Raw genomic sequence first — 12,084 nt, 5'->3', positions numbered from 1 at the left:
TAATTCATGAGCCTCTTATCACCCGGCAATCGCCGGGATTTTCTCTCCGCCGGCATGAAACTCACCGCCGCAGGCACCTTGCTCAGCGTGGGCATGAGCCGCAGCATTCAGGCGGTAGAAACCTGCCAACCGGCGCCTGCCGGCCGCGTTGATGTCACGCACTTTCTGCTGCGTAATGTGCGCCTGGAAGAAGCCTTTATCCGCAAACAGGATGTCATCACCGCCACGCAAACCGGTTTTTATGATGTTGAGGTGAATGCTGGCAAGATTGCCGCCGTTCATCCTGCGGGCGTCAGCATTAATCTGCCAACGTGGGACGCCGCAGGTTATCTGCTGCTGCCCGCCACGCGCGACATGCATATTCATCTCGATAAAACCTTTTACGGCGAAAGCTGGCGCGCCCCGCTGCCGCGCCACAGCGTGATCGATATGATCCATCAGGAAGAACAGATCCTGCCCGAACTGCTGCCGACTTCTGAAATCCGTGCCGGGAAACTGATTGGCCTGCTGCAATCCAAAGGCAGCAGTTCTGCACGAAGCCATTGCAACATCGATCCGGTCAGCAAATTACACGGTCTGGAGCATCTTCAGCAGGCGATTGCCAACCATCGCGATGATTTTCATGCCGACATTGTCGCCTTCCCACAGCACGGATTATTGCGTTCGCACGTTGAAAGCATGATGCGCGAAGCGATGAAGATGGGCGCGCACTACGTCGGCGGACTGGACCCAACCAACGTTGACGGCGCGATGGAGAAGTCGCTGGATACGATGTTTAGCATCGCGCTCGATTTCGCTGCACCGATCGATATTCACTTGCACGAAACCGAGCCGCACGGCGTGGCGGCGATTCGCTACATGCTGAAAACGGTGCGCGACAATCCGCAGCTGAAAGGCAAAGTCACCCTCAGCCACGCCTTTGCCCTGGGGACGTTACAGGGTAACGAACTGGCGGCGATGATTGAGGAACTGAAAGAGCAGCAGTTTAGTATCGCCACCACCGTACCGATTGGTCGCGTAATCATGCCGCTGCCGCAATTGCGCGCCGCTGGCGTGCCGGTGTGGTCGGGCACCGACACCATCGCCGATCACTGGCAGCCCTTTGGCAGCGGCAGCATGCTGGAGAAAGCCAACGTCTATTCGCAGCTCTATCGTGGGCCGGATGAGTATTCTCTGAGCCGCGCGTTAGGTATCGCCACCAACGAGGTGTTGCCGCTGAATAGCCACGGCGAACAGCAATGGCCGAAAGCACAGGACCACGCCACCATGATGCTGGTTAACGCCAGTTGCTCTGCGGAAGCTGTTGCGCACATCGCGCCGGTGATGGCGACGTTCTTTAACGGCAAACAGACGTTTGGCAGCCTGAAAAAGGTGTAAATTTCGACCTGGTGCGCATCAATGCGCACCCTACGGGGAAAATCCGCACTTGCACCTGCGGGGTGCAGTTGCTGCTCCAACAGCGGCAGTTTATTCATCTCATCAAGCTGATACGCGAACTATCAGGCCATCCGCAGACTGGCGCGTTTCTTGCGTGTAACAAATTGTGACTTATCGTTCCCTTTCGTCCAAAGAGGTCTGCGCTATGGAATTGAAATGGTTTGAAGATTTTCTCAGTGTCGCCCGCTGTTACAGTTTTACCCGCGCCGCCAATGAGCGGCATATCACGCAATCGGCGCTTAGTCGGCGCATCCGCCAGCTAGAAGAGTGGCTGGGCGTGCCGCTGTTTGACCGCAAAACCTATCCCGTCACCCTAACGCCGGAAGGCCAAACCTTTCTCGCCACCGCCAGCGAAACGGTATTCTCCATGACGCATCTGCGAAACGATCTGCATCAGCGTTATAGTTCACGCACCGCCGTGCTGCGCTTTGCGATGCTGAATACCCTTTCGCTGACCTTCTTTCCCGACTGGATCCAGCGGCTAAATTTGCAGCCGCACCTCAGCTATATCCGCTTATGCAATCAGAAGCCGAGCTTCGTCGAACACATTTCTACTCTGCACAGCGGTGAAACCGATTTCCTGCTGACCTACGCCAACGATGCTGTTTCCTTAATTCATCAGCTGGCGGCATACCCGATGATTCAACTGGGCCGCGAGCGCGCTATCGCCGTGTGTCGCCCCGACAGCAGCGGCAAACCGCTCTATCCGGTACGCGCTGACGGCGTTCCAATTCCGTGGCTGAGTTACGGCCAGCACACCTTCTTCGCCCACGCGCTGGCGCAGATGCTAAGTAAACGGCCGCTGCCGCTGGAAGCCGTGTATGAAAACGGCATGTCGGTGAACCTCAAAGCGATGGTGTTGGCCGGCGCGGGTGTGGCCTGGCTGCCGCTGAGTTTGATCCACGAAGAGCTGACCAGCGGCAACCTGGTACGTGCCGATGAAAGCAGTTGGGATATCTCGCTGGCAATTCGGCTTTATCGTCAGCCGGTGCTGCAAAACCCGCAGGCAGAACAGCTGTGGTTGCGCGCTTGCGCCAGCGATACGGCAGACGCCGCCTGACGGCAAACTATGCAATTTTGGAATGGGGAGTGTGAATTGCTCATTGGCCTAACGCTGTTGTTTTCCTCCATGCTGCGAGTTCAGAGAGGCTGCCGCCTCTGGCGATACCTGACCAACCAAGCTGAGGACCATGATGGAAAACAAAGCGTTAGTGTGGAAATGGGTGGAAACGCATCAAGCGGACTTTTGTGATCTGAGCGATCGCGTGTGGGGCATGCCGGAAATCTGTTATACGGAATATCGCTCGGTGGCGGAGCATACCGCGATGCTGAAACAGCAAGGCTTTCGCGTCACGGAGAACGTGGCGGAGATTCCCACCGCCGTGATGGGCGAAGCCGGTGAAGGTGGGCCGATCATCGCGTTTCTTGGCGAATACGATGCGCTGCCGGGCCTGAGCCAGGCAGCCGGTGTTGCGCACTATTCGCCGCTGCCGGGCAACGGTCATGGCCACGGTTGCGGGCATAACCTACTGGGTTCAGCCGCTATGCTGGCAGCAACGGCGTTGAAAGCCTGGCTGGAAGAAACTGGCATGCCGGGTCGCGTACGCTATTACGGCTGTCCGGCAGAAGAAGGCGGTGCAGCAAAATCCTTTATGGCCCGCGCCGGTGCCTTTGATGGCGTCGATGTTGCTATTACCTGGCATCCAAGCGCGCACCATGAAGTCGCCAAACCGCTGTCATTAGCCAACACGCGTATGGATTTTGCCTTCAGTGGCCGATCGTCACACGCTGCCGCCTCGCCGCATCTCGGGCGCAGCGCGTTGGATGCCGCTGAACTGATGAATGTCGGCGTGCAGTTTTTACGTGAACACGTGCCGCAGGATTCGCGCATTCACTACGCTTTTCTTGATGCCGGCGGCGTCGCGCCCAATGTGGTGCAGGCTAAATCCACCGTGCGCTACGCGATTCGTTCGCGCGATGTGCACGCCATGTTTGATCTCAATGAGCGCGTCAAGCGCGTGGCCGCTGGTGCGGCAATGATGACCGATACTCAGGTCGATATCAGCATCATGAGCGCCGTCTCCAATCTGCTCGGCAATCGCCCGCTGGAACAGGCGATGCAGTTCAATCTCGAAGCGCTGGGTCCAGTGCCGTTTGACCAGGCCGACCTCGCCTTTGCCGCTGAAATTCAGGCTACTTTAACCCCCGAAGAGATCGAAAACTGTTACCGCAAAACCGGCGTAAAGCCCGCCAACCCAAAACCACTCAGCGACTACATCATCCCGTTGGATACTCACGGCGAAGTGATGATCGGCTCCACCGATGTCGGCGATGTCAGCTGGGTGATCCCCACCGTGCAGGCACACGTGCCGACCATGGCGATAGGTACGCCCGGCCACTCATGGCAGCTTACCGCGCAGGGCAAAATGCCCGCGGCGCACAAAGCGCTGTCGCATGTCGCCAAAGTGATGGCAGCGACGGCGGTGGATGTGCTGACCGACAAAGTGCTACTGGCGCAGGTGAAAAAAGCACACTTCGAACAGGTGAGCGAGAAACCGTACCACTGCCCGATCCCTGCGGAGGTTAAGCCGCCGATTCAGCCACGTCCGGACAATCTGTAACCACTCAGGAGAGAAGCATGACGATGAAAACACTCACTGCCGCCATCGCGCTGGCAGCAGGTTGCTGCGCCGCTTCGCAGGCCGCCACGCCGCCCGACTCGCTGGTGATGGCATGGAACATTGACGCCATCAGCACCTGGGATCCGGCACAAATTGGTGAAGTGGTCACTAGCGAGATCTACTCCAATACCTGTGACACGCTGGTGGATTTTCGCGTCAGCGATGAAACCCAGCTCGATCCCGGCATGGCGAAAAGCTGGGACGTTTCAGCCGATCGTAAAACCATCACCTTTCATCTGCAGGACAACCTGAAGTTTGCCGACGGCTCACCGGCGACGGCAGGCGATTTAGCCTGGTCGATGCAGCGCGTGGTGAAACTCGGATACGGCAACGCCGCCGCCATCAAGGAGTATGGCTTCAGCAAAGAGAATGTTGATAACCGCATCACCGCGCCCGATGATAAAACGCTGGTGATGAGTTTCGACAAAGCCTATCCCACCAATCTGGTACTGCAGGCAATCGCCGCCAATAACGTCTCATCGCTGCTGGATCGCAAACTGCTTGAGAAGCAAGCGGTGGACAGCGATCTGGGCCATAAATATCTCTCCACCCACACGGCGTGCGTCGGTCCGTATCAATTGGTGCGCTGGAACGCCGGTGAAGGCGTGGTGCTACAAGCCTCACCCAACTACTGGGGCAAAGCGCCGCTGCTGAAGCGCATTCTGATCCGTCACGTCGCCGAAACCGGCACACAGCGTTTGCTGGTGACGCAAGGTGATGTGGATATCGCACGCGATCTGTCGGCAGATGATCTGAAAACGCTGGATGAAGGCGGCAAGGTCAAAGTGGAGAAGGTGCTGAAGCCGCAGCTGTTCTTCTGGACCTACAACAACGAAGACCCGATTTTCAAAAATGAAAAAGTGCGTCTGGCGATGCGTTATCTGATCGATTACGACGGCCTCGGCAACAGCGTGATGCCTTATCTCGGCGTGCCGCGCGCCAGCTTTGTACAGCAAGGTGCCTTTGGCGCGCTGGATGCCAAACAAGGACAGCCCTTCCATCTCGATTTAGACAAAGCCAAACAGCTGCTGACCGAAGCGGGCTATCCCAACGGCTTTAGCGCCTCGGTGCTGTTTGGCACGCTGCCACACTCAGCGCCTATCGCGCAAAGCATCCAGCAAAACGCCGCTAAAGTTGGCGTGAAACTCAATCTTGAACGCATGGCGAATGCGCAGCTGTTTAGCCGCGTGCGCGGCCGCGAGTTCCAGAGCGCGATGATGGCGTGGCAAACCTCGGTGCCGGATGCCTACGGCAACGCTTCGCGTCTGGTTTATAACCCGGATAACAGCAAAGAGGCGCGCGCCACGCAGTATCCGAGCTGGCGAGCCGCCTATTTCGACCCGCAGATGAACCAGAAAGTGGAGACCGCGCTGCTGGAGCCGGATGACAGCAAACGCAGCGCGCTGTACGCCGATTTGCAGCAAGAGCAGATGCAGAAAGGCCCGATGGCGATCATGTTCCAGATGTACAACAGCGCGGGCATTAACGCCGTGGTGAAGAACTGGACATGGAACGGTTTCCGCGTTTGGTACTGTGACGCAAGTAAATAATGGAGGTGGCTGATGTCTCAGGTGATCTCACCGCTAGCACAGAACACACCTTCCGCTGGCTGGCGTCTGTTGCGACGCCTTTCTAAGGGCGTTATTTCGATCGGTTGCACGCTGTTGGGGCTGGCCGCACTCACCTTCTTTATTGGCCGTTTGCTGCCGATCGATCCGGTGGTGGCGATCATCGGGGATAACGCCAGCCAGGAAGCGTACGACAAGATGTTCCAGCAGCTCGGCCTCGATCAGCCGCTGTGGCAGCAGTTTGTCGCTTACGTCTGGCAACTGCTGCATCTTGATTTTGGTATCGCGCTCACCACCAGCCATCCGGTGGCACAGGACATCGCCCGTGTGTTTCCCGCCACGCTGGAGCTGGCAACGGTGGCGGCGATTATCGGCGTGGGATTGGGCGTACCGGCGGGCGTGCTCTCCGCCATGTATCGCAACACCTGGTTCGATCATCTGATGCGCTTTGTCGGTTTGCTCAGCTACTCCACGCCGCACTTCTGGCTGGGACTAATGGGATTGCTACTGTTTTACGCCACGCTGGGCTGGATTGGCGGTCCAGGACGCATTGATTTCATCTACGAGTTCGATCTGCAAGCGGTGACCGGCTTTTGGTTGATTGATAGCGCACTGAGCGGCAAATGGGAGGTGTTACGCAACGTGTTGGGTCACATCATTCTGCCCGCCTCGATTTTGGGTCTCAGCGCACTCGCCTATATCAGCCGCATGGTGCGCAGCTTCATGCTGGAGCAGCTTTCGCAGGAGTACATCATTACCGCGCGGGTGAAAGGTTTGTCGTGGGCGCGCTGCGTTTGGGTGCATGCGCTGCGCAACATCGCGGTGCCCACCTTGACCGTGGTTGCGCTGTCGTGGGCCTGGCTGCTGGAAGGCGCGGTGCTAACTGAAACGGTGTTCGCCTGGCCCGGTTTTGGCCGCTACCTCACCAATGCGCTGCTGGCCGGCGACATGAATGCGGTGGTTGGCTGCACCTTGCTGATTGGTGCCATCTTCGTTGCCCTCAACCTGCTGTGCGATCTGCTCTATCGCCTGTTTGACCCCCGCACGCGTCAGGAGGAACCATGACCGATTCCGTGAACAAATCCCCGACGCTGCCCGCCTCGCGGAGCTTACGCGCCTGGCTGCGCGATCCGGCACCGCAATCGCCGTTGCAGGCGCAAGTGCAGCTGATGTGGATTCAGTGGCGCCGCTTTTGCGCCAATCACTCCGCGCTGTTTGGTCTGCTGGTGTTGCTGGTGATTATTGCTGCCGCGCTGTTGGCACCGTGGATCGTCAGCCACGATATCTACGCACAAAATCTGGCGCTGCGCCTGCAACCCGCCAACGCTGAGCATTGGCTCGGCACGGATGAGCTGGGCCGCGATATCTACAGTCGCCTGCTGTATGGCGCACGCATTACGCTGTATATCGCCGGGTTGACCGCCTTGATTATTACGCCGCTCGGGCTGCTGGTCGGCACCACCGCCGGTTATCTCGGCGGTTGGGTCGATACCGTTCTGATGCGGCTGGTGGATATTTTTCTCGCCTTTCCCAGCCTGATTCTAGCGCTGGCGTTCGTCGCCGCGCTTGGTCCCGGCATCGAGAATGCCATCATCGCGATTTCACTCTCATCGTGGCCGCCGATTGCGCGTCTGGCGCGCGCCGAAACGCTGGCCATCCGCAAAATGGATTACATCGCTGCCGTGCGCTTACAAGGCGCATCGTCGTGGCACATCATCGTGCGCCACATTGTGCCGATGTGTCTGCCTTCCGTGGTGGTGCGCGTCACGCTCAATATGGCGGCGATTATCCTCACTGCCGCCGGACTTGGCTTTCTTGGCCTCGGCGCACAAGCGCCGAGCCCGGAATGGGGCGCGATGCTGGCTTCCGGGCGTGAATTCATGCTTAACAACGGCTGGGTTGCCGCCATTCCCGGTTTAGCCATCCTGTTCACCAGCCTCGCCTTCAACCTGTTGGGTGATGGCCTGCGCGACGTAATGGATATCCGCCATGACTAATTCCCTGCTTCAGGTCAAGAACCTGAATATCGTATTCCGCAGCGCGCATGGCGAGCAGCATGCGGTGCGCGACGTCAGTTTTCAGGTCGGTCGTGAAAAAGTGGCGATCGTCGGCGAATCAGGCTCGGGCAAGTCACAAACCTGCCGCGCGTTGCTGAAGCTGACGCCGAAAATCGGCCACGTCAGCGCCGATCAGATGCAGTTTGGCGATATCGACCTGCTCAGCTGCAGCGAAAAACAGATGCGCGCTATTCGCGGCAATCGCATCTCAATGATCCTGCAGGATCCCCGCTTCTCACTGAACCCGCTGATGCGCATCGGCGATCAGGTGGCGGAAGCCTGGCGGCTGCATCGTCGTGTCAGCAAAGGCGAAGCACGACTGCGGGCGCTGGCGATGCTGGAATCGGTGCATATTCGCGATGTCGAAAGCGTCGCGCAGCGCTATCCGCATGAAATCTCCGGCGGCATGGGACAGCGCGTGATGATTGCTATGATGCTAATCCCGGAGCCTGATTTGATCATTGCCGATGAACCGACGTCGGCGCTGGATGTGACGGTGCGCCAGCAGGTGTTGAGCATTCTCAACGAGCAACTGGCGCGCCGCCAAACCGGGCTGCTGTTTATCAGCCACGACCTCAATCTTGTGTCGCGCTTCTGTGACCGCGTGTTGGTGATGTACGCCGGGCGCATCGTCGAAGAGATCCGCGCCGACCGCCTTGAACAGGCGCAACATCCCTATACGCAAGCGCTATTAGCCAGCCAGCCGCGTCTGCATCAGCCGGTTGAGATGCTGCGCGTGCCGCTGCGTGAAGCCAACTGGCTTCACGGTCCCTGCTACCGCGATGGAGTGGCGCTATGAATATGATCCCAACGTCAGAACGCAGCATCGAACTGGTCGATCTCACCATCGCTTTCGGTAGCGGAACGCGTCGTCGTCAGGTGGTGGATAGCGTGAGTTTTACGCTGGCGTACGGCGAAAGTTACGGCCTGATTGGTGAATCCGGCTGCGGCAAATCGACAATTTTGCGCGCTCTGGCTGGCCTTAATCACGATTATCACGGCCATATTCTGTTCAATAACCGCGAACAGCAGCCACAGCGCGATAAAGCTTTTTATCGCCAGGTGCAGATGGTGTTTCAGGATCCGTATGCCTCACTGCATCCGCGCAAAATGGTATGGGCCAGCCTGCGTGAACCGCTCAAGCTGCACGGATTGGATCGCCATGAGGCGCGCATCAGCGAGGTATTACACGCGGTGGGACTTTCCGATGCCTTCCGTTATCGCTATCCGCATCAGCTCTCTGGCGGACAGCGACAACGCGTGGCGATTGCGCGCGCGTTGATTCTTGAACCCTCGGTGCTGCTGCTGGATGAACCGACGTCGGCGCTGGATGTGTCGGTGCAAGCGGAGATCCTCAACTTACTCAGCAACATGCGCCGCCAGCGAGGGCTGACCTATCTGATGGTAACGCACGATTTAGCCGTAGTTACGCATCTGTGCAGCCGTGTTGGCATCATGCATCACGGCAAACTGCTGGAAGAGCTGAACGCCGACAACGTGCGGCAAGGGCTGACGCAGGAAAACTACACGCGTGAGTTTCTCGCGGCCAGCGAGGCCTGACTATGAGGATTCGTTCATGACACTTATTGAAAAGCTGGCGCAGTGGTGCTTCACGCCGCCCGCCTTCTCGCCTCATGCTCGCCAGCTAGCCTGCGATGCCATTGCCGATACGCTCGGCTGCATGGTCGCGGGGCGCAATGATTTCTCAACCCGCGCGGTGCTGCAAACCTGGCCCGAACACCCACGCACCCGCTCACTGGATGCGCTGTTTAACGCCACCGCCGCGCACGCCATCGATTATGACGACAACTTTGCGCCTGGCATGAGTCACGCCTCGGCGGTGCTGGTGCCCGCACTGCTAGCGGTGGCGCAACAATGCGATGGTGCGCAGCTTGTCCGTGCTTACCTGATTGGCCTGCAGGCACAAGCCTTTGTGGGCGAGTCGATTGGCTATCAGCACTACACCGCCGGCTGGCACGGCACATCCACTGTCGGCTGCATCGGCAGCGCGGCGGGCGTTGCGGCGCTGCTGGGCATGGATACGGCGGGCATTGCGCGCGCACTCAGCATCGCGGTGAGTCTCGCCAGCGGTGTGAAAGGACAGTTCGGCACGCCGCTCAAACCCTTTCATGCCGGAATGGCCGCACGTAGCGCCGTCGATGCCGCGCTGCTGGCGCAAACTGGCATGCAAGGCCGCACTGATATCATTGAATGCGCGCAGGGTTTTGCTGAGTTGTACGCGGGGAAACTCAGTGTGTCCGCGTTGCCTTGTGAGAATGAACACGTTATCGAGCGCATCGGCGTGATGCCGAAAAAGCATCCGTGCTGCGGTTCAACGCATCGCATTCTCGACGCCATTGCCGATTTGCAGCAGCGCCAGACGCTATCACTGGACGAGATCAAAAGCGTGCATTGTCAGGTGGGCATCGCCAACTGGCGCAACCTCGCCTATGCACAGCCGCAGGATGAAATGCAGGCGCGCTTCTCGATGCAATATTGTGTGGCGATGATGCTGGAAAAAGGGGCGCTGAGCGTCACGGACTTTACCGCGCAAAGCGTGCGGGCGCAGACGGATAACGCGCTGATGGCAAGTATCAGCATGTCGCCGTGGACGGCAGAACAGGAAGCGGAAAGCCGCGATTTACCCCACATTCTCACATTGCGCTTTAAAGATGGCCGCGAAATGGTGCATTCACGTCGCCATGCGCGCGGCGCGCACGATGAACCTTTTAGCGCAGCGGAGCGCGAGGCGAAATTTCATGACTGCTGTGCGGATTTGCCCAACGCTGGGAATATCTATCAGCAACTGCTGCAGCTCGAACAACAGCATGATTTGGGGTTTATGCGTGAGTTGATGGTATGAGTTTTTGATATTGGCCGCCATGAATGGCGCCGCTACAACGAGTGCGCATTCATGCGCACCAGGTAAACATAGTCAATTTAGGCATTTGCCTGCGGCCGTCCTTTTCCATAGCTTGAAATCATCAACAGGAGAGGAACCTATGACAGCATCAGCACTACCGGTCGCGATTGTCACCGGCGGCAACAGCGGCATTGGCCTGGAAACCGTGAAGTTATTGGCGGCCGACCATCAGGTTTACGCGATTGGGCGCAATCAGCAAACGTTGCAGGCTTTAGAACAGGTCACCAATGTAATTCCGGTTGCACTGGATATCACAGATTTTGCCGCCGTGGCCGCGTTCACCGCCACATTAAATCGGGTTGATGTACTGGTGCATTCGGCGGCGATCTCGATTCTCAGCACTACCTTCTCCGCCACGCCAGAACTGTGGCAACAGCACCTGAACATTAATGTCATTGCGCCTGCAGAACTCACGCGCTTAACCTTGCCCGCCCTGCGCGCCTCACAGGGCAAAGTGGTGTTTATCAACTCCGGCTCCGGGACGCTGGCGTTAGCGGGACACGTCATTTACTCCGCCTCCAAATTTGCCCTTACCGCGCTGGCGCATGCGCTGCGTAGCGAAGAGAGCGAACATGGCGTGCGGGTCGCGACAGTCGCGCCCGGCCCAACCGATACGCCGATGAATCAAGCCTCGCGTGCCCGCGCGGGTAACCATGCGCCGATCAATCCGCAGGAGTATCTCGATGCGAGTTCGGTGGCGCGCGCCGTGCGGTTTATTGTGGATAGTCCGGAAGATACGCAGATTGCAGATATTGTGATTCGTCCACGCCGCGATAAAGCCAGGCGCTGATTCAGCAGTGAAAAATCCATAACGCGAGGCTGCCTTACGGCGGCCTTTTTCTTTTTTACGTTTTTTTAGCAATATTCTCACTGCTCATTCGTCTACCTCATCACCAGCAGTTATCCGTTAATGTCATGAGGACAAAACAATGAGAGATTTTGATATGCACAGACACGGTCATCGGGAGCATTTTGGCGGTCATCGCCTGGCGAAACCGCTGCTGATGGGCGCGGTGATTATCGCCGCGCTGGGCTTGTTGGTGATGTCGCTGTGGAATGCGTTGCTGCCGGGCATCATCGGTGTGAAAAGCATCGGTTTCTGGCAGGCGCTGGGCTTGCTGGCGTTGTGCCGCATCTTGTTTGGCGGTTTGGGATTCCGTCCGGGCATGTTCGGCATGGCGCGTCGCCGCATGCACGAACGTTGGATGCAGATGACGCCAGAACAGCGCGAAGAGTTTATGCAGCATCGCCGCAATCGCTTTGGTCATCGTGGTCATCACGATCGCTGCGACTGGCATGGTCGTTATGATGAGCGAGGTGAAACGCGTCCGCAGCCAGAGAATAATCCGCCCAAATCCAGCGACGCCGGGTAAGCGTGATGGCGCAGGATTCACTGCTGATGTCGGCAATCACCGCCT

The 12,084-nt window shown here is 58.1% G+C and carries 11 protein-coding genes; all 11 read left to right on the top strand.

Translation table 11 applies throughout. From position 1 onward, the window contains the following. Positions 1 to 6: 6 nt before the first annotated feature. The 11 genes from Q3H59_RS23205 to Q3H59_RS23155 all read left to right on the top strand — a co-directional run bounded on the left by Q3H59_RS23205 (position 7) and on the right by Q3H59_RS23155 (position 12,039). On the top strand, positions 7 to 1,377 hold the full coding sequence (locus tag Q3H59_RS23205) for an amidohydrolase (RefSeq protein ID WP_309837555.1): 1,371 nt from the start codon (positions 7 to 9) through the stop codon (positions 1,375 to 1,377). Between the two features lie 205 nt (positions 1,378 to 1,582). After that, entirely contained in the window at positions 1,583 to 2,497 is a 915-nt protein-coding gene (locus Q3H59_RS23200; protein ID WP_309837553.1) for a LysR family transcriptional regulator, read from the top strand. Between the two features lie 133 nt (positions 2,498 to 2,630). Then, positions 2,631 to 4,058, top strand: coding sequence for a M20 family metallopeptidase (locus tag Q3H59_RS23195; protein WP_309837899.1), 1,428 nt, complete (start codon positions 2,631 to 2,633; stop codon positions 4,056 to 4,058). A 17-nt stretch (positions 4,059 to 4,075) separates the two neighbouring features. Then, positions 4,076 to 5,668, top strand: a complete 1,593-nt coding sequence (locus Q3H59_RS23190) for an ABC transporter substrate-binding protein (RefSeq protein WP_309837551.1) — start codon at positions 4,076 to 4,078, stop codon at positions 5,666 to 5,668. A gap of 12 nt (positions 5,669 to 5,680) precedes the next feature. Further along, on the top strand, positions 5,681 to 6,751 hold the full coding sequence (locus Q3H59_RS23185; protein ID WP_309837550.1) for an ABC transporter permease: 1,071 nt from the start codon (positions 5,681 to 5,683) through the stop codon (positions 6,749 to 6,751). Further along, on the top strand, positions 6,748 to 7,683 hold the full coding sequence (locus Q3H59_RS23180; protein ID WP_192234811.1) for an ABC transporter permease: 936 nt from the start codon (positions 6,748 to 6,750) through the stop codon (positions 7,681 to 7,683). The genes Q3H59_RS23185 and Q3H59_RS23180 overlap by 4 nt, the downstream gene beginning before the upstream one ends. Then, positions 7,676 to 8,542: an ABC transporter ATP-binding protein gene (locus Q3H59_RS23175; protein ID WP_192234809.1), complete on the top strand. Its 867-nt coding sequence runs from the start codon at positions 7,676 to 7,678 to the stop codon at positions 8,540 to 8,542. The genes Q3H59_RS23180 and Q3H59_RS23175 overlap by 8 nt, the downstream gene beginning before the upstream one ends. Continuing rightward, positions 8,539 to 9,303, top strand: coding sequence for an ABC transporter ATP-binding protein (locus Q3H59_RS23170; RefSeq protein ID WP_309837546.1), 765 nt, complete (start codon positions 8,539 to 8,541; stop codon positions 9,301 to 9,303). Before Q3H59_RS23175 ends, Q3H59_RS23170 begins: the two co-directional genes overlap by 4 nt. A gap of 16 nt (positions 9,304 to 9,319) precedes the next feature. Further along, on the top strand, positions 9,320 to 10,606 hold the full coding sequence (locus tag Q3H59_RS23165; protein ID WP_309837544.1) for an MmgE/PrpD family protein: 1,287 nt from the start codon (positions 9,320 to 9,322) through the stop codon (positions 10,604 to 10,606). A gap of 139 nt (positions 10,607 to 10,745) precedes the next feature. Beyond that, positions 10,746 to 11,456, top strand: coding sequence for an SDR family oxidoreductase (locus tag Q3H59_RS23160; protein WP_309837542.1), 711 nt, complete (start codon positions 10,746 to 10,748; stop codon positions 11,454 to 11,456). Positions 11,457 to 11,595: 139 nt separating this feature from the next. Beyond that, positions 11,596 to 12,039: a hypothetical protein gene (locus Q3H59_RS23155; protein ID WP_309837541.1), complete on the top strand. Its 444-nt coding sequence runs from the start codon at positions 11,596 to 11,598 to the stop codon at positions 12,037 to 12,039. Positions 12,040 to 12,084: the final 45 nt, after the last annotated feature.

Origin of the sequence: Pantoea sp. SORGH_AS_0659, assembly GCF_031453915.1 — a bacterium.
GTDB lineage: Bacteria > Pseudomonadota > Gammaproteobacteria > Enterobacterales > Enterobacteriaceae > Pantoea > Pantoea leporis.
This window is presented reverse-complemented; position numbering and strand designations above follow the sequence as displayed.

Coding starts and splice junctions, on each gene's coding strand:
- Q3H59_RS23190 (WP_309837551.1), top strand. CDS start 4,076: ATGACGATGAAAACACTCACTGCCGCCATCGCGCTGGCAGCAGGTTGC.
- Q3H59_RS23160 (WP_309837542.1), top strand. CDS start 10,746: ATGACAGCATCAGCACTACCGGTCGCGATTGTCACCGGCGGCAACAGC.
- Q3H59_RS23170 (WP_309837546.1), top strand. CDS start 8,539: ATGAATATGATCCCAACGTCAGAACGCAGCATCGAACTGGTCGATCTC.
- Q3H59_RS23200 (WP_309837553.1), top strand. CDS start 1,583: ATGGAATTGAAATGGTTTGAAGATTTTCTCAGTGTCGCCCGCTGTTAC.
- Q3H59_RS23195 (WP_309837899.1), top strand. CDS start 2,631: ATGGAAAACAAAGCGTTAGTGTGGAAATGGGTGGAAACGCATCAAGCG.
- Q3H59_RS23155 (WP_309837541.1), top strand. CDS start 11,596: ATGAGAGATTTTGATATGCACAGACACGGTCATCGGGAGCATTTTGGC.
- Q3H59_RS23180 (WP_192234811.1), top strand. CDS start 6,748: ATGACCGATTCCGTGAACAAATCCCCGACGCTGCCCGCCTCGCGGAGC.
- Q3H59_RS23175 (WP_192234809.1), top strand. CDS start 7,676: ATGACTAATTCCCTGCTTCAGGTCAAGAACCTGAATATCGTATTCCGC.
- Q3H59_RS23185 (WP_309837550.1), top strand. CDS start 5,681: ATGTCTCAGGTGATCTCACCGCTAGCACAGAACACACCTTCCGCTGGC.
- Q3H59_RS23205 (WP_309837555.1), top strand. CDS start 7: ATGAGCCTCTTATCACCCGGCAATCGCCGGGATTTTCTCTCCGCCGGC.
- Q3H59_RS23165 (WP_309837544.1), top strand. CDS start 9,320: ATGACACTTATTGAAAAGCTGGCGCAGTGGTGCTTCACGCCGCCCGCC.